17 protein-coding genes and 1 pseudogene are annotated in these 17,173 nt (G+C 63.9%); 16 read left to right on the top strand and 2 right to left on the bottom strand.

Annotation, left to right across the window (positions count from 1 at the left end):
* Nucleotides 1–30: 30 nt before the first annotated feature.
* Complete coding sequence (locus ACD578_RS21915) at nucleotides 31–621, top strand: malonic semialdehyde reductase (protein WP_404288473.1); 591 nt, start codon at nucleotides 31–33, stop codon at nucleotides 619–621.
* A gap of 3 nt (nucleotides 622–624) precedes the next feature.
* On the opposite strand, the gene ACD578_RS21910 is transcribed toward ACD578_RS21915, so the two are convergent.
* The gene (locus tag ACD578_RS21910; protein WP_404288471.1) at nucleotides 625–1,206 is read right to left on the bottom strand and encodes an NUDIX hydrolase; all 582 of its coding nucleotides are present in this window, start codon (nucleotides 1,204–1,206) and stop codon (nucleotides 625–627) included.
* Nucleotides 1,207–1,341: 135 nt separating this feature from the next.
* Here ACD578_RS21910 and tsaB point away from each other — a divergent pair, with 135 nt between their 5' ends.
* Genes tsaB through ACD578_RS21890 form a run of 4 tightly spaced genes read left to right on the top strand, consistent with a single transcriptional unit; the run spans nucleotide 1,342 to nucleotide 3,795 of the window.
* On the top strand, nucleotides 1,342–2,025 hold the full coding sequence (gene tsaB, locus ACD578_RS21905) for a tRNA (adenosine(37)-N6)-threonylcarbamoyltransferase complex dimerization subunit type 1 TsaB (RefSeq protein ID WP_404288469.1): 684 nt from the start codon (nucleotides 1,342–1,344) through the stop codon (nucleotides 2,023–2,025).
* An 11-nt stretch (nucleotides 2,026–2,036) separates the two neighbouring features.
* Nucleotides 2,037–2,522, top strand: coding sequence for a GNAT family N-acetyltransferase (locus ACD578_RS21900; RefSeq protein WP_404288467.1), 486 nt, complete (start codon nucleotides 2,037–2,039; stop codon nucleotides 2,520–2,522).
* Between the two features lie 50 nt (nucleotides 2,523–2,572).
* Nucleotides 2,573–3,028, top strand: a complete 456-nt coding sequence (locus ACD578_RS21895) for a Fur family transcriptional regulator (protein ID WP_152715693.1) — start codon at nucleotides 2,573–2,575, stop codon at nucleotides 3,026–3,028.
* Nucleotides 3,025–3,795 carry a lysophospholipid acyltransferase family protein gene (locus ACD578_RS21890; RefSeq protein ID WP_404288465.1) on the top strand — a complete coding sequence of 257 codons (771 nt, stop codon included), beginning with the start codon at nucleotides 3,025–3,027 and terminating at the stop codon, nucleotides 3,793–3,795. Before ACD578_RS21895 ends, ACD578_RS21890 begins: the two co-directional genes overlap by 4 nt.
* Before the next feature lie 114 nt (nucleotides 3,796–3,909).
* On the opposite strand, the gene ACD578_RS21885 is transcribed toward ACD578_RS21890, so the two are convergent.
* Nucleotides 3,910–4,851, bottom strand: a complete 942-nt coding sequence (locus ACD578_RS21885) for a transcriptional regulator GcvA (RefSeq protein WP_404288464.1) — start codon at nucleotides 4,849–4,851, stop codon at nucleotides 3,910–3,912.
* A gap of 122 nt (nucleotides 4,852–4,973) precedes the next feature.
* Between ACD578_RS21885 and ACD578_RS21880 the strand changes: the two genes are divergently transcribed.
* From ACD578_RS21880 to ACD578_RS21830, 11 genes and pseudogenes are all read left to right on the top strand, one after another.
* Nucleotides 4,974–5,213 (top strand): DUF1127 domain-containing protein, encoded by a 240-nt coding sequence (locus tag ACD578_RS21880; protein WP_404288463.1) that lies wholly within the window; start codon nucleotides 4,974–4,976, stop codon nucleotides 5,211–5,213.
* A gap of 19 nt (nucleotides 5,214–5,232) precedes the next feature.
* Nucleotides 5,233–5,916: a glutathione S-transferase family protein gene (locus ACD578_RS21875; protein WP_404288462.1), complete on the top strand. Its 684-nt coding sequence runs from the start codon at nucleotides 5,233–5,235 to the stop codon at nucleotides 5,914–5,916.
* Between the two features lie 227 nt (nucleotides 5,917–6,143).
* On the top strand, nucleotides 6,144–7,502 hold the full coding sequence (gene miaB, locus ACD578_RS21870) for a tRNA (N6-isopentenyl adenosine(37)-C2)-methylthiotransferase MiaB (protein ID WP_404288460.1): 1,359 nt from the start codon (nucleotides 6,144–6,146) through the stop codon (nucleotides 7,500–7,502).
* Between the two features lie 69 nt (nucleotides 7,503–7,571).
* Entirely contained in the window at nucleotides 7,572–8,672 is a 1,101-nt protein-coding gene (locus ACD578_RS21865; RefSeq protein ID WP_404288458.1) for a PhoH family protein, read from the top strand.
* 14 nt (nucleotides 8,673–8,686) lie between these two features.
* Nucleotides 8,687–9,145 (top strand): rRNA maturation RNase YbeY, encoded by a 459-nt coding sequence (gene ybeY, locus ACD578_RS21860; protein ID WP_404293990.1) that lies wholly within the window; start codon nucleotides 8,687–8,689, stop codon nucleotides 9,143–9,145.
* 20 nt (nucleotides 9,146–9,165) lie between these two features.
* Nucleotides 9,166–10,197 carry a hemolysin family protein gene (locus tag ACD578_RS21855; protein ID WP_404288456.1) on the top strand — a complete coding sequence of 344 codons (1,032 nt, stop codon included), beginning with the start codon at nucleotides 9,166–9,168 and terminating at the stop codon, nucleotides 10,195–10,197.
* A gap of 50 nt (nucleotides 10,198–10,247) precedes the next feature.
* Nucleotides 10,248–11,801 carry an apolipoprotein N-acyltransferase gene (gene lnt / locus ACD578_RS21850; RefSeq protein WP_404288454.1) on the top strand — a complete coding sequence of 518 codons (1,554 nt, stop codon included), beginning with the start codon at nucleotides 10,248–10,250 and terminating at the stop codon, nucleotides 11,799–11,801.
* A gap of 46 nt (nucleotides 11,802–11,847) precedes the next feature.
* Nucleotides 11,848–12,261 carry a helix-turn-helix domain-containing protein gene (locus ACD578_RS21845; RefSeq protein WP_404288452.1) on the top strand — a complete coding sequence of 138 codons (414 nt, stop codon included), beginning with the start codon at nucleotides 11,848–11,850 and terminating at the stop codon, nucleotides 12,259–12,261.
* Between the two features lie 103 nt (nucleotides 12,262–12,364).
* Nucleotides 12,365–13,541, top strand: a pseudogene (gene metK, locus ACD578_RS21840) (methionine adenosyltransferase).
* A 17-nt stretch (nucleotides 13,542–13,558) separates the two neighbouring features.
* On the top strand, nucleotides 13,559–14,287 hold the full coding sequence (locus tag ACD578_RS21835) for a tRNA (guanine(46)-N(7))-methyltransferase TrmB (protein ID WP_404288450.1): 729 nt from the start codon (nucleotides 13,559–13,561) through the stop codon (nucleotides 14,285–14,287).
* A gap of 76 nt (nucleotides 14,288–14,363) precedes the next feature.
* Nucleotides 14,364–17,144 (top strand): hypothetical protein, encoded by a 2,781-nt coding sequence (locus ACD578_RS21830; RefSeq protein ID WP_404288448.1) that lies wholly within the window; start codon nucleotides 14,364–14,366, stop codon nucleotides 17,142–17,144.
* Nucleotides 17,145–17,173: the final 29 nt, after the last annotated feature.

The following is a 17,173-nucleotide window of genomic DNA, read 5'->3' as shown; positions in this document are numbered from 1 at the left end:
CAGCCGCGCTTTTCGTTTGGAGACCGTCCGTTGCCCGCCCTGCCCGATGCCGCCCTGGACCAGCTTTTTCGCGAAGCCCGCACCCATCGCTGGTGGGAGGACCGCCCGATCCCGGAGACGACCCTGCGCGCTGTCGCCGATCTCGCCAGGCTGGGTCCGACGAGTGCCAATTCCTCACCGGGCCGCTTTGTCTTCGTGGTGTCTGCGGAGGCCAAGCAGAGGCTCAAGCCCCATCTCGACGAAGGCAATGTGCGCCAGACCATGAGCGCGCCGGCGACGGTGATCGTCGCCTACGACACGGAGTTCTATGAAAAGCTCTCCTTCCTCGCGCCGAACAGCCCCGATGCGCGCAGCTGGTTCGCCGGCAAGCCCGAGGCCATCGAGAGGACGGGCTTCCAGGGCTCCTGCCTCCAGGGGGCCTATCTCATCATGGCCGCCCGTGCGCTCGGGCTCGATTGCGGACCCATGGGCGGCTTCGACCTCAACGGCGTCGACGAGACGTTCCTTCCGGGCGGCAAGTTGAAGTCGAACTTCCTGATCAATCTCGGCTACGGCATCCCCGAAAAGCTCCATCGGCGCCAACCGCGCTTCGCCTTCGAGGAGTTCTGCCGGATCGAATGAGGTTCACAGGTGCCACTTGCCGATGGCGCTCAGGGCAATGGCCAGGGAGGCGATCTGCATCGCATTCGTAATGGTGCCATTGGCAGCAAGCCGAATGACGTCCTGAACCGGCACCCGCACCACCTTGATCTGCTCGGTCGGGTCGTTCAGCTTCTTGCCGGTCAGGCGCACCCCTTGCGCCAGCACGGTATGGCAGAAATTCGTGTGGGTCGCGGGGTTCGGCGAATGCTTGCCGAAATAGCGCCAGTGCTCCGCAACATATCCCGTTTCCTCCTCGAGCTCGCGGGCGGCCGCTGCGAGCGGAGATGGATCCTCCTGGTCGATCGCCCCTGCCGGCACTTCGAGGGATATGCCCCGGAAGGCATGGCGGTATTGCTCGACCAGGATGATGTGGTCCTCGTCGTCGAGTGCCACCACGTGAACCCAATCGGGATACTCGAGCACGTAATAGGGTGCCACCTCCACACCCTCGGCGGTCAGGCAGTCGTCGGCGCGAAGCTTGACCCAACGGTCGCGAATCACGTCCCGTGAGGTTTTCACGGTCCAGGGCTTGGGTTCGGGGGAAAAAGGGTCGGATGTGGTCATGGGCCGATCATGGCACCGGCCTTCCTGCCTGCTCAAGCTGAAACTCTCCGGCCCGAACCACAGAAGCGTGAAACCGGGTTTCCTCCGGTCCGCTTCATGCTCTAAAGGATTCTGCAGACCTGACGGAGACGAACGTTGCGCGTCCTTGCCATCGATACCGCCCTCGGCGCCTGCTCGGCCTCCATCGTTGAAGCCGGAGAGCCCGTGGCGCTGGCCGCCGAGACCATTCCCATGGACCGCGGCCATGCCGAGGCCCTGATGCCGCTCCTCGACCGGCTCTCCGCGCGGGTCGAAGGCGGCTTCGAGAGCCTGGATCGGGTTGCCGTCACCATCGGGCCCGGCAGCTATACGGGCCTGAGGGTCGGCATCAGTGCCGCCCGCGGCATTGGTCTGGCAGCCGGGATCCCGGTCGTGGGCGTAGCGACGCTCTCCGCCTTCCTGGCACCGCTCATGGTGGGCGACAGGCGTGGCCTCTTCACCGCCGCCATCGATGCCAAGCACGGCCATATCTACATCCAGGCCATCGCGCCTGGCGGGCGCACCATCATTCCGCCGGGTCTCATGACCTACCGCGATGCCATCCGGCTTCTCGGCTCCGGTCCGATCCTCATCGCCGGATCGGCCTCGGCCATGCTGGCCGCGGAGGCGCGCGCGCAAGGGGTCGAGGCCCATATTAGCGACGTCTCAGGCTTTCCCGAGATCGCCTGGGTGGCCAGGCTGGGGGCCCTTGCCGATCCGAACCAGGCACTGCCGAAGCCGCTTTACCTGCGCGAGCCCGATGCCAAGCCGCAGGACGGGGCCCGAATCGCGAGGCAATGAGAATTCTCGCAATGAGCATTCTCACTCGCTTCATCCACCCGCCGGCTCCGCGCATCGAGGCCGTCGGCACCGAGGCCGCCGCCCGTCTGGCGGCCATCCATGCCTCCGCCTTCGCGCGGGCCTGGAGCACGCTCGATTTCGAGCGCCTGCTCAGTGAGAGAGGCGTCGTGGCCGATGGGCTCTTTCTCGGGCGTGCCACCAAGCCGGCGGGTTTCACTCTGTCGCGGATCGTGCTCGACGAGGCGGAAATCATCACGGTCGCGATCGCCTTGGAGGCGCGGGGCAAGGGCCATGCCCGCCCGCTGCTCCTCCATCATCTCGACGCCCTCTCCCGCCGCGGCGTGAGCCGGGTGCATCTGGAGGTCGAGGAGGGCAATGCGCCAGCCATCGCCCTCTACCGCCGCCTGCGTTTCCGGGACATCGGACGGCGGGAGGGATATTATCAGAAGGCCGATGGGACCAAGGCTGCGGCGCTCACCATGGCTTTGGACCTATAGCCCGCTTCGCTTCCCTCGCTTATAAGCCTCGGCAAGGAGTCGATTAAGCCTTGGCACTTCGGAACAGCACATCCGCAAAACCGCGCCGGTCGGACGCCATCGAGCGCGCCTGCCGCGACAAGGGCCTGCGCATGACAGGCCAGCGCCGGATCATCGCGCGAGTTCTCGATTCCGCCGAGGATCACCCCGACGTGGTGGAGTTGCACCGCCGCGCGGCCGAGGTGGACGACCGCATCTCGCTCTCGACCGTCTATCGCACGGTGAAGCTGTTCGAAACCGAGGGCATTCTGGAGCGGCTCGATTTCCGCGACGGGCGCTCGCGCTACGAACAGGCGGCGCGGGAACACCACGACCATCTCATCAATCTCGAGACGGGCGACGTGATCGAGTTCCGGTCGGAGGAAATCGAGGCGCTCCAGAACGAGATCGCCAAGCGGCTCGGCTACAAGGTCGTCTATCACCGGCTCGAGCTCTACGCGGTGCCGCTGGACAAGGACGACGTGTGACAAGAATCGGCGTCGTCTTCCGGCTCCTGCTGCTCGGCCTGTGCAGCCTCGTGCTCGTGCCGCTGCAGATGCTGGCGCTGCGCCTCAACTGGTCGTCGATGCTGCATGTGGTGCCGATGTGGTTTCACAAGGCGCTCCTGGCAATCTTCAACGTGCGCGTGATCGAGCAGGGTACGCCGCCGACGGACGCGCCGACCATCGTCTTGTCGAACCACGTCTCCTGGCTCGACATCCCGGTCATCGGCTCGCTGCATCCGCTCTCCTTCATCGCCAAATCGGAGGTGGAAGGCTGGCCGGTGGTCGGCCTGTTCGCAAAGCTCCAGCGCACGGTCTTCATCGACCGCCAGCGCCGCAAGGCCACGGCGGAGGTGAACGACGCGCTCGCCCACCGGCTGGTGAAGGGCGAGGCGATCGTGCTGTTTGCGGAAGGCACCACCAGCGACGGCAACCGCCTCCTGCCCTTCCGCTCCTCGCTCGTGGGCGCGGCCCAGACCGCCCTTATGCATGACAGCGTCGAGCGGGTTTATCTACAGCCCCTCGCCGTCTCCTACATCCGCCGCAACGGCCTGCCCGTGACCCGGCGCGATCGCCCGTTCATCGCCTGGTACGGCGATATGGATCTCGGGCCCCACCTGAAAATGTTCATCCGAGGCGTGCCGCTCGACGTCGTCGTGACCTGGGGCGAGCCGATCCCCTTCAACGGCAACCGCAAACAGGCCACTGCTTCGGCCGAGGCAGAGGTGCGCCGCGCGCTGAAGGCGGCGTGAGGCTTGTCATCCCCGGCGGCCCAAAGGGCCGGAAGGGGATCCACTTGCACGCTCAACGCTGATGGATTTCTTTCCCTTCCACCGATGCTCCGGCCGGGAACAACGTCGGAGCGCTCATGCGAGTTGCTGCCGCGCCGCCTCGGCGGCGTGCACCCTCGCCTCCTCCAGAAGCCAGCCCCGGAAGGCCGCAAGGGCCGGCCGGTCGGCGGTGGCTTCCGGGCAGACCACATAATACTGATACGACCCCTTCACCTGCTGCGGAAACGGCTGAACGAGGCGGCCCGCCTGCAGGTAATCGCCGATCAGCACATTGGTCGCGAGCGCCACGCCCTGGCCTGAGGCGGCGGCCTGGAGACAGAGATAGGTATGGGTGAAGCGCGGGCCGCGGGAGGTGTCGACGCCCGTGACGCCGAGAGCCGCGAGCCAGCGCTCCCAGGTGGTGTAGTCGGGAATGCTCTCCACGCTCTCGTGCAGCAGGGTGTGATGGCGCAGATCCGCCGGCTCGTTCATGGGACGCGAGGGATTGCCCAGCAGGGACGCGCTGCAGACGGCAAAGAAGAATTCCTCCATCAGCAGATCGGTCCTCAATCCCGGATAATTCCCCCGGCCGAAGCGGATCGCCACGTCCACGTCCTCGCGGGCGAAATCCGCCAGCCGCGTGTCGACGGAAACCCGCACCTCCAGATCGGGATGCTGCTCCTTGAGGGAGCCCAGCCGGGGAATGAGCCAGCCCGCGGCGAAGCTCGGCATGGAACTCACCGTGATCACGTTGGAGCGGTCGGACCGCAGGGCCTGCGCGGTCGCGCCGTCGAGCCGATCGAGGATGTCGGACAGGGAGGCGGCATAATGCTCGCCCAGCGGCGTCAGCACCACGCCGCGGCTCGGCTGGCGCACGAAGAGAGGACGCCCGAGCCAAGCTTCGAGCGATTTCACCTGCTGGCCCACGGCACTCGCCGTGACGGCGATCTCGTCGCCCGCCTTCTCGAAACTCAGGTGGCGGGCCGCCGCCTCGAAGGCACGCAGGGAATTCAGGGGCGGAAGGCGTCGACGGGACATGGTGGATCCAGGGTCTTTTGCCCAAGCTTTCCTTGGGCGTCACGCAAGAACTTCTCATTTGCTTGCAACCTACCACAGGAGCACATTTATCTTCAATGAAACGCCATTGAAGGAGAACCGTCATGGCGATCGGACATGCCGCAGTAAATCTTGGGCTTCATACCACCCGCCGCGAGCATAAGAGCATCCTGCTGCAGCTCCTGCTCAGCTACGAGGCCTGGCTCGACGAGCGCAGGAGCTCCAAGGCCCTGTACCGGATGGACGACCGGGCGCTCGCCGATATCGGGTTGTCGCGGGCCGATGTGGAAGGCTTGAATGCCGAATCCTGGCAGGATCACCTGCCGCCCGCTTTCAGCCGATGATGTCCAGAAAGGCCCCCCGATGAAGCTCTATACCGGTCCTGTGAGCCTCTTCTCCCGCAAGGTCGAGATCGCGCTTCATGAGAAGGGGCTCGCCTTCGAGCAGGTCCTGGTGCCGTTCACCCAGACGAAGGGCTACAGCCCCAGGAACCCGGACGTGCTGGCCATCAATCCCAAGGGACAGGTCCCGGTCCTCATCGACGGAGGCCTGTCCCTCTACGATTCGACCGTGATCTTCGAATACCTGGAAGATGCCCATCCCGACCCGGCGCTTTATCCGAAATCCCCGATGGAGCGGGCACGATGCCGGCTCTTCGATGTGTTTGGCGACGAGGTCATGCTGGCCTCGCTGCGCTTCCTGATGCATCGGACCGAACCGAAGCCGGACGATCTGGAGCGGTGGCATGAGAAGGAAGAGAAGGCCAAGGAGGCCGAGCCGGTTCTCGCCGGCCACTTCGACGAGCTCGATCGCTCGCTCCAGGGCAAGGACTATCTCTGCGGCGCCTTCTCGGCCGCCGATATTTCCGTCTTCATGCCCGTGTTCTGGACCCGCCGCCTCGGCGGCCCGTCCCTGAAAGGGCGTGAGGCCCTGGCCTCCTGGTATGCGAGGCTCAGCGCGCGTCCGGCTTTCGCGAAGGTCGTCGCCGAAATCCTTGCCGCCGATGCGGAACTGTCGGCGCCCGTGGAGGGGGCTTTTCGGGAGTAAGCGCCTGCTGTCGTCCCCGGCGGTCCGCAGGACCGGGAAGAGGTTCCACGACCGGGCTCAATGCTCTGGTTCCCTTCCCGTCCGCTACGCTCCGGCCGGGAATGGCACCCGAATAAAAACAGCCTCAATCCTAGAGCCAAACAGCCGCTATTCTCTTGCACGCATAAAAAGGCTTAAAAGGGCCTCCATCTTCGCCCGCCCGATTGCAAGCAGAACAGGCCGACCTCGTGAAAAAAGTCTTCGTCAAATCCTATGGCTGCCAGATGAACGTCTACGATGCCGAGCGCATGGCGGACATGCTGGCGGCTGAGGGCTACAGCGAAACCAAGGCGATGGAGGAGGCGGATCTCGTCATCCTCAACACCTGCCACATCCGCGAGAAGGCCGCCGAGAAGGTCTATTCCGAGCTCGGCCGCGTGCGCGAATTGAAGAAGGAGCGCGAGGTCAACGGCCAGGAGACGAAGGTCGTGGTGGCCGGCTGCGTCGCCCAGGCCGAGGGCAAGGAGATCCTGCGTCGGGCGCCCGCCGTCGACGTGGTGGTCGGCCCGCAGAACTATCACAACCTGCCGGCGCTGCTGAAGAAGTCGCGCACTGATCGCATCGTCGACACGGAATTCCCGATCGAGGACAAGTTCGATCACCTGCCTGCGCCGAGCAAGGCCAAGACCCAGAGCCGTGGCGTGTCGGCGTTCCTCACTATCCAGGAAGGCTGCGACAAGTTCTGCACCTTCTGCGTGGTGCCCTATACCCGCGGCGCGGAAGTCTCGCGCCCTGTGCCTAAGATCCTTGACGAGGCCCTGCGCCTCGCCGATGCGGGCGTGCGCGAGCTGACTCTGATCGGGCAGAACGTGAACGCCTATCACGGCGAGGGGCCGGACGGCTCCGTCTGGTCGCTCGGCCGCCTGCTTCATCGTCTGGCGGAAGTGCCTGGCATTGCACGGCTGCGCTACACCACGAGCCATCCCCGTGACATGGACGACGAGCTGATCGCAGCCCATCGCGATCTGCCCGCGGTGATGCCCTACCTGCATCTGCCGGTGCAGTCCGGCTCCGACCGCATCCTCGACGCCATGAACCGCAAACACACGGGTGACGAATACCGCCGCCTGATCGAGCGCATCCGAGGTGCTCAGCCCAATCTCGCGCTCTCCTCCGACTTCATCGTCGGCTTCCCCGGCGAGACGGATGCGGAGTTCGAGGAGACTATGCGGCTCGTGGCCGATGTGGGCTTTGCCAGCTCCTTCTCATTCAAATACAGCCCCCGCCCGGGCACGCCGGCGGCGGAGATCGAGGCGCAAGTGTCCGAGGCCGTGAAGGCCGAGCGCTTAGGCCGGCTGCAAAATCTGCTGGAAATGCAGCGCCAGGCCTTCAATCACGGAACCGTGGGCCAGACCCTCGACGTTCTCTTGGAGAAGCCGGGTCGTCATCCGGGCCAGATGGCAGGCAAGTCGCCCTATCTGCAGCCGGTGCAGTTTCAGAGCGACCGCCACCAGATCGGCGAGATCGTGACGGTGCGGATCATGCAGGCTGGCTCCAACAGCCTGTTCGGAGAAGTATCTGAGCCCGGCAGTCAAGCCGCGGCCTAGTTCCTTATCCGATGAGACCCCATATCCGTTGGCCGCACGGCCTGCGGCGCATATTCAGAGGAGAGGCATTTGAGCCCAGCGGACAATGTGACCGCACGAGCACAAAAGGGACGGAACGCCAACAGCTTGCATCCCGGCGTCGTCGAAGAGGCCGAGATCATCCTCACCTTCGACGACAACCGTCTCGCCAGTCTGGTTTTCGGACAATACGACCAGAACCTCGCCCATCTGGAGCGGCGCCTGAATGTGACGGCCATTGCCAACGGCAACCGGGTCACCGTCAAAGGCACGCCCGAGGCCTCCGAGATGGCACGCCGGGTTCTGGAGGGGCTCTACGAGCGCGCCCGCGAAGGCGGAGCGCTTGGCCCTGGCGATGTGGACGGCGCAATCGAGGAAAGCACGCTGCAGGGCAGCCTCTTCCCGGCCGCCGAGGAGCAGCCCGTTCCGGGACTGACCTCCTTCGACCAGATCTCCACCCGGAGGCGCGGGCCGGTTCGCGCCCGCAATGCATCGCAGAACACCTATATCAAGGCGTTTAAAACGAACGAACTCGTCTTCGCCGAAGGTCCTGCCGGCACCGGCAAGACCTGGCTCGCGGTGGGCTATGCGGTCTCGCTGCTCGAAGCGGGACAGGTGGACCGCCTGATCATCACCCGTCCGGCCGTAGAGGCAGGCGAGCGCCTCGGCTTCCTGCCTGGCGACATGCGCGAGAAGGTCGATCCTTACCTGCGCCCGATCTACGACGCGCTCTACGATTTCATGGAGGCCCGGCACGTGGACCGCGGCCTGCAGACCGGCATGATCGAGATCGCGCCGCTCGCCTTCATGCGCGGACGCACGCTCACCAATGCCCTGGTGCTGCTCGACGAGGCGCAGAACACCACGTCGATGCAGATGAAGATGTTTCTGACCCGTCTCGGCGAGGGCTCGCGGATGATCATCACCGGCGACCCGACACAGATCGACCTGCCGCCGGGCCAGAAGTCGGGGCTTGTCGAGGCCGTGCGCATCTTGAATGGAGTCGAAGGCATCGCCCGCGTCACGTTCAAGGAGGCGGACGTGGTGCGCCACGATCTCGTGCGCCGCATCGTGACGGCCTACGACAAGGCGGCCCGCGAGGCGCCGCCTCAACAGGATCAACCCCGTTACGATCGGGACCGCAGGCCGTGATCACGCTCGATATCATGATCGAGGCGGGCGACTGGGGCCGTCTCGAGGACGCAGAAGCCCTGGCCCAGAAGGCTGCTCAGGCCGCGCTCGCCGTGACCTACGAAGCGGACGGCGATTACGAGGCGAGCGTCATGCTCACGGACGATGCCCAGATCCAGGAGTTGAACCGCACGTGGCGCGCTAAGGACAAGCCCACCAACGTGCTCTCCTTCCCGGCGCCCGAGCAACCCGGTGCGACAGGCCCTCGCCATTTGGGCGATATTGCTTTAGCTTACGAAACCCTGGTGCGCGAATCCGAGGAGGAATCCAAGGAGCTCGCGCATCATTTTGCTCATTTGATAATCCATGGAGTTCTGCATCTTCTCGGCTACGACCACGAGGTCGAAGCGGAAGCGGAAATCATGGAAGGTCTTGAGGTAAAGGCGCTCGCCACCCTTGGCATCGCCGATCCCTATCGCGATATGGCAGCATGAACGGCTGACAACCCAAAGCAATGAACGAAGATCGAAGTCGTAGCGACCGACCTGTCCGAACGCTCACCGAGACAGACGACACACGCGACCACTGGTACGACCGGGTTCTGACCCGTCTCGGCCTGAAACCCCGCGAATCCATCCGCCACGATCTTGAGGACGTCCTCGCAGAGACCGTCGAGGACACCGACTTTTCGCCCCAGGAGCGGGCGATGCTCAAGAACGTGCTCTCCTTCCACCGGATCCGCGTGGAGGACGTGATGGTGCCTCGTGCCGACATAGTGGCGGTCGCGGCCGACACCAATCTCGGCGAGCTGCTCAGCCTGTTCCGCACGGCCGGCCATTCCCGCCTGCCGGTCTATGGCGAGACCCTGGACGACCCCAAGGGCATGGTCCATATCCGCGACTTCCTCGATTTCATCGCTATGCGCGCCGATGGCGGCGCCTCGGAAGCGGGGTCGGGCGATGAGACACCCCTGCCGAGCCTCGGTCAGATCGACCTGTCGATGGCGCTGTCCTCCGCCAACATCCTGCGCCCGGTCCTGTTCGTGCCGCGTTCCATGCCGGCCATCGACCTTCTGGTGCGCATGCAGGCCACCCGCACGCACATGGCCCTCGTGATCGACGAGTACGGTGGCACCGACGGCCTCGTGTCCATCGAGGATCTGGTCGAAATGGTGGTGGGCGACATCGAGGACGAGCACGATGAGGATGCCACCCTCACCATAGTGGCGGCCGCCGACGGCACCTATATCGCCGATGCGCGCGCCAGCCTCGATGAGGTCAAGGAAGTGCTCGGGCTCGACCTCACCGAGGAGGAAGGCGCCGAGGACATCGACACGATCGGCGGCTTCATCGTGACGCTTGCCGGCCGCGTTCCATCCCGGAGCGAGGTGATCGAGGGACCCTCGGGCCTGGAATTCGAGGTTCTGGACGCCGATCCACGGCGCGTGAAGCGCCTGCGTGTCCATCGCCGCACATTCGCACCCGAGACCGGGGCCGGAGAAGGCCAGGCGAACGCCCCGCGACCTGAAAGCGCTGCCGCAGAATGATGCGGCTGGCTGATCGCGCTATCCTCGCTCGAGGATGGCGCCGATGGCTGATGGCCTTTGCAGCCGGGGCCGTCGGCGCCCTGGCCATGCCGCCTTTCGGCTTTCTGCCTGCTCTCGTTCTCTCCCTTGCTCCTGCGGTCTTGCTCCTGGACGGCACCGTCAAGGACGAGCCCTCGCGATGGGCTCCGTTCAAATCCGCCGCCGTCCTCGGCTGGTTCTGGGGCTTCGGCTATTTCGTCGCCGGGCTCTGGTGGCTTGGCGCGGCCTTTCTCGTGGAAGCGGACCAGTTCGCCTGGGCCATGCCGTTCGGAGTGCTGGGCCTGCCCGCCCTGCTCGCCTTCTTTCCCGCCCTCGGCTTCGCTCTCGCCCGCCTGTTCTGGCTGCCCGATGCCTGGCGGATCCTGGCCTTCGCCTTCGGCCTGACGGTGAGTGAATGGCTGCGGGGCCACCTCTTCACCGGCTTTCCCTGGAACAATCTTGGGCTGGCGCTCGGCCAGAACATCTGGCTGATGCAGACGGCCTCACTGGTGGGTCTCTACGGCTTGACCTTCCTGAGCCTCGCGATTGGCGCTGCGCCCGCTGTCCTTATCACGGGAAGGACGGCACGTGCCCGCTGGACGGCACCGGGCATCGCGGCGGGTCTCCTCGTTGGTCTTGCAGCCTTCGGCTTCTGGCGCGTCCCGTCGGATGCCTCACCGATCGTCGACAACGTGCGCTTGCGCATTATGCAGCCCAACCTGCCTCAGGACGCCAAGTTCAACCCGCGCAACCGGGACGCCATCATGCGGCGCTACCTGACCTTGAGCGCGCGCCCGGGCCGGGACGGCAGCGCTGCGACACCAACGCACATCATCTGGCCGGAATCGGCCTTTCCTTTCCTGCTTCACCGCGATGCCGGCTCGCTCGCGCAGATCGCGACACTGCTCGGACCGGGCTCGGTGCTCATCACGGGCGCGGCCCGCATGGATGCCCCCTTGCCGGGCGAGGCGGTTGGCAAGTTCTACAATGCCATTCAGGTAATCGACGAAAAGGGCACAATCCTTGGTGCCTATGACAAGGTCCATCTGGTGCCTTTCGGCGAATACGTGCCGAAATTCCTCGACACCTTGATCCGGGCGGCTGGGCTCCGTCAGTTCGTGCATATTCCGGGTGGATTCGAGCCGAGCGAAAAGCGCGCCAGCTTGTCCATTCCGGGTCTGCCTCCGGTCGCTGCGACCATCTGCTACGAGGCCATCTTTCCCGGTGAAATCCTGGCCGAAGGTCCACGCCCCGACCTGATCCTCAATGTGACCAATGACGCGTGGTTCGGGCAGACGCCGGGGCCTTACCAGCACTTCGCTCAAGCCCGGCTGCGGGCTATTGAGGAAGGGCTGCCAATGATTAGGGCAGCCAATACGGGAATCTCAGCCGTCGTCGACCCTTTCGGCCGAAGCGTGGATGCTCTTCCACTAGCAGTTGAAGGCATTATCGACACTTCTCTTCCAGTTGCCGAACCCGTTACTCTTTATAGGAAGTGGAGCAGGTTTTCTTTGACGGCCACGCTTGCGATCTGCTTAATCATCTTGATTGCACGTCGCAGGCGCCAAATCCCTCTCCTTAAGTAAATATTGCCTTGGCGTTGCGTGGGTTTCGGCACGGGGACAGGCCATAATGAAGAAATCGACGGGCTCTATCGATAAGGAAATCGGAAGCAGAGTGCGTATGCGCCGTGTTTCTATCGGAATGAGCCAAGAAAAACTTGGCGATATGCTTGGGCTGACCTTCCAGCAGGTTCAAAAATACGAAAAGGGCATGAACCGAATCAGTGTTGCCCGTCTCGTTGAAATCGCCAAGATCCTCAATGTCGAGATCGGTTTCTTCTTCGATGGGATCAAAGCCGGCAAGGCTGAGGCAGGTTTCGCCGAAAGCGGCGCACCTCCTTATGTCGCTGACATGATGTCGACCCCTGAAGGACTTCACCTCGTCCGGACTTTTGCGAGCATCAAAAGCCCGAAGGTTCGCAAAAGCATCGTTCAGCTCGTGAGCGCACTCGCCACCCAGGAAGAGGTAGAGCGTTCGTCATAAAGAACACGTTCGCTTGACCTTTCTTTCAGCCTGCGGCATGAGCATGCTTTAGAGCCCGCGGATCGTTGCGGGCGGCGATCTTTATTGCCGAAGGAATTCCATCGTGCGGCGTTCGAGCTATCTTTTCACGAGCGAGTCGGTCTCCGAAGGCCATCCGGACAAGGTCTGCGACCGGATCTCCGATGCCATCGTCGACGCTTACCTGGGCGCTGAGCCCGAAGCCCGCGTGGCCTGCGAGACGCTTGCCACCACCAACCGCGTCGTCATCGCCGGCGAGGTGCGCGGCCCCGCCTCCATCACCAAGGACACGGTGATCCAGCTCGCCCGCGATGCGATCAAGGACATCGGCTACGAGCAGCAAGGCTTCCACTGGAAGAACGCCGACGTTTCGGTCTACCTCCATGCTCAGTCGGCGCATATCGCCCAGGGCGTCGATGCTGCCGGCAGCAAGGACGAAGGCGCGGGCGACCAGGGCATCATGTTCGGCTATGCCTGCAACGAGACGCCCGAGCTGATGCCGGCACCGATCTACTACGCCCACAAGATCCTCGAGAACCTGACCGCTGCCCGCAAAGGCAAGGTCGGCGATGCGGCCAAGCTCGGTCCGGACGCCAAGAGCCAGGTCACGGTGCGCTACGAGAACGGCAAGCCCGTCGCAGCGACCCAGATCGTTCTGTCGACCCAGCACCTAGACGAGAACCTCTCCTCCGAGGACGTGCGCGCCATCGTCGAGCCTTACATCCGCCAGACCCTGCCGGAGGGCTGGATCTCGGCCCAGACCATCTGGCACGTGAATCCCACGGGCAAATTCGTGATCGGCGGTCCCGATGGCGATTGCGGCCTCACCGGTCGCAAGATCATCGTCGACACCTATGGCGGCGCGGCCCCCACGGCGGCGGTGCCTTCTCCGGCAAGGATCCGACCAAGGTGGACCGCTCGGCCGCGTACGCCGCGCGCTACCTCGCCAAGAACGTGGTGGCGGCGGGTCTCGCCGAGAACTGCACCCTGCAGCTTTCCTATGCCATCGGCGTGGCCAAGCCCCTGTCGATCTATGTGGATCTCCACGGCACCGGCAAGGTGGACGAGGGCAAGCTCGAGGCCGTCCTCACGGACGCCATGGACCTCTCGCCCCGCGGCATCCGCACGCATCTCGGCCTCAACCGGCCGATCTATGCCCGCACCTCGGCCTATGGTCATTTCGGCCGCAAGCCCGACGCCGACGGGGGTTCTCCTGGGAGCGCACGGATCTCGCCGATCGCCTCAAGGCCGCTTTCCGCTAAGGGCACAATCCGGAAAAATGGAATCCGGTTTCCGGCAAGATCATGTTCAAAGATATCGGCTCATGAGCGAAGCATCGGAACGGGCCGGCGCCTTCTTCGGGCGCCGGAAAGGCAAGAAGCTTCGCGCCGGCCAGGACGAACTGGTTCAGAATCTGCTGCCCGCGATCCGCGTGATTCCGGGCAGCGCACCTTCCAGCCAGTTTCCCAGCTCTCAGGAACGGGAAACCTGGCTCGAAATCGGGTTCGGCGGCGGCGAGCATCTCGCCGCCCAGGCCCGTACCCGTCGCGACGTCAACTTCATCGGGTGCGAACCCTTCGTGAACGGCATGGCGAAGCTCTTGGCCGTGGTCGAGCACGAGCACCTCGACAACGTCCGTGTCTGGGACGACGACGTCACCGACCTGCTGCCGACCCTGCCCGACGCCTGCTTCGACCGGGTCTATATCCTCTATCCCGATCCCTGGCCGAAGCGGCGGCAGCGAAAGCGCCGCCTCGTGTCGGACGAGACCATCGATGTGCTCGCCCGCGTGATGAAGCCCGGCGCCGAGCTGCGCTTTGCCAGCGACATCGACGATTACATCGGCTGGGTGCTCGCCCGAGCCTTGCGGTCCCCGCATTTCCGCTGGACCGCCACCCGCGCCGACGATTGGCGCAAGCCGTACGAGGGCTGGCCAGGCACGCGGTACGAGGCCAAGGCGATCCGCGAAGGCCGGGTGCCCAGCTATCTCACCTTCGCGCGGGTCTGACGCGGCGCTGCCATTGACTTTCCTCTTTCGGATATAAGTTACGATATCTCGTATCAAATCCAAGGAGGATTTCGCGATGACCCCGGCTGCGCGCCTTGACACCCTGCTTCAAGGCGGAACCGACGGTGACGACGTCTTCACCGTCACCGCGGAGGAGTTGTTCGAAGCCACCTTTGACGGACTTGGCGGCACCGACACGGTGGAATTGATCGGAGGCGGAAACTTCGATCTGTCGAGCGCCGTCCTGTCGAGCATTGAAATCGTCCGCGGCTCGACCGAGGACGATACCATCCTTCTCGCCCCCTCGTCTCTTGCCGGACTGACGAGCCTGGAAGGCGCCGGCGGCACGGACGTGCTGCAACTGAGCGGCAATATCAGCAAGGCCTTCGATTTCAGCCAGACGACCGTCTCCGGCTTTTCGCGCCTCGAGGTCACCTCGAAAGGATTTGCGGCCACTTTCACCGACAAGGCGACGGCGCTGCTGGTTTGGGCCACCAGGAGCCAAAACGACACGCTCACGCTCGTTGGCAGATCGTTTACCGACGCGGAACGGGAGCAGCTCCACCGCCAGGGCGTCGATACGATCATCGACGAGACGGGAGCGTCCACGAACGAGGCTCCTCGCCTGAGCAATCTCAACCAGGACAAGGTCTACACCTCGAACGCCAAAGCCTTTCTCGATTGGCGGTCCGACGCCATCGTCGGACCGTCCGACGACGCATTCAAATCCTTGACAGTCGGCATGGATGAATTCGATCCGAGCGCATGGATCGACATCGTCGCGCAGGGCAAAATCTCTCTTCCGGACGGGACCGATGCGGGCGCCACGATCCTCTATGACGGAACTGTCATCGGAACCCTGGACCGCACGGATACCACCTTGGAGATCACCTTCACCAACGATGCCACGTCCGGGTCTGTCGAGGCCCTCGTTCACGCGCTCGCTTACGTCAATCGCGATCCCGATCGCAGTCTCGTCAAGACGTCCATCCTTTCGCTGTCCCTGTCGGATGAGGGTGGACGGACGGTCCTTGCCAACCTGACCGTATCGGCGGGCGGCGAGAATGTTCAATTCCTCACGCCCGATGGCGATCCCTCCACCCCCGACCGAGAGGCTGATCTGCTGATCGGCACAGCGGATGATGACACCTTCGCCACCGATGCGGCAGGCGTGGGAGCGGGCGACGTCGTGTTGGGCGGCGGCGGCGTCGACACCTTGGCTCTTGTCGGCGGCGGCGCCTTCAACCCGACCTCGCCTGCTCGCCTCCTCGGTCCCGAGGTCACCAATGCCTTCGATCTGACCCCTTTAGCCGGATTCTCCGGGGTCGAGATCATCAAAGGAACCTCCCAGAACGATGACATCAAGCTCGATGCCGCCCACCTGAAGGATGTCACGACCATCGACGGCGGCCCCGACGACGGCGAGACATCGGTTCACGATTCGATCGCGATCCTCGGCGATCTGATCGACCTGCGCGGCAAGACGCTCACGAGCATCGAGGGAATCAAGCTCCTGACCGACGAGGCCATCGTCAAGGTGGACGACAAGGCCATTGCCGTCCTCCTGGACGGCTTAGCCAGTGCCCGCGATCACGTCATCCTTTCCGGGCAGACCTTCACGGAGGCCGAGCGGGCGCTGCTCTTCCAGCATCATATCGAGACGATCTCCGATGCGAGCGGCACTTACAGCAATCGAGCGCCTGTCCTGAACGGTCTAGGCGGAGACCGGACCGTCGGAACAGGCGCGGCCCCGATCTTCATCGATGCCGGTCGCAACGCCACGCTCAGTGACGAGGACGGGCGCCTGAGCACCCTCTCGGTGAGCGTCGTCGACGGTACCGCGTTCGACAAGATCGCCCTTGCGCCGGGCGGGCGCATCAGCCTCACCCAGGTCGACGGGTTTGATCGGATCTCGGTCGATGGCGTCGATATCGGCTTCGTGCTGCTCGCGTCTGCCGGCTCGCCCCGGCTCGACATATCCTTCAATTCGAGCGCGACGCCTGAACTCGCGCAGGAAGTGCTGCGGGCGATCACCTATCGCAACACATCCGATCATTTCAACGGCCAGCGGGAGATCAAGGTCAGGGTCGACGATATCACCTCCCATGTGGCGGAAGTATCGGTCTTTGTCGAAGCCGCAATCAAGCCGAGCGCGATCCAGCTGAGCAATGCCTCGATCAAGGAAGTGGCCGCCGATGGCTCGGTCATCGGTACGCTCACGGCGACCGATTCCAACACGGGCGACGCCGTCTCCTTCCAGCTCCTGAACGACGCGGGCGGCCGCTTTGCCCTGGAGGGCGGCAGGCTGATCGTCAAGGAAGGCGTCAAGCTGGACTACGAACAGGCGAAATCGCATCAGGTCGTCGTCCGCGCGACCGACAAGCACGGGTTGTTCCTCGATCAGACCTTCACGATCGGGGTGCAGGATGTTGCCAAGGAGGTCGTGATTGGCACGAGTCACAATGACGTGGCTGTCGGCGGACGGGGGAACGACACGTTCTACGGCAAGCTCGGCCGCGACACATTTACCGGTGGGCGGGGTAAGGACGTCTTCGCATTCGATACGAAGCCCGACCGAAGCAACGTGGATACGATCAAGGACTTCAGACCTGTTGACGATACGATATCCCTGGCCAGATCGGTTTTCTCCACTATCGGCCGCAAGGGGGATCTATCGAAGGATGCCTTCTGGATCGGAGCGAGGGCGCACGACGGATCCGACAGGATCATCTACAATGACAAGACCGGCTCGATCCTCTACGATTCTGACGGCTCGGGCAGGCTCGCTGCTGCTCAGATCGCAATCCTGCAAAAGAATCTGCGCGCGATCTCGGAAAAGGACTTCCTGATCGTTTGATGGAAAAGACTTGCATCTGACGGGTCGAA

The organism is Microvirga sp. RSM25 (assembly GCF_044784385.1).
Lineage (GTDB): Bacteria > Pseudomonadota > Alphaproteobacteria > Rhizobiales > Beijerinckiaceae > Microvirga > Microvirga tunisiensis.
The sequence above is the reverse complement of the archived record's forward strand: the minus strand, read 5'-3'. Positions and strand labels throughout refer to the sequence as shown.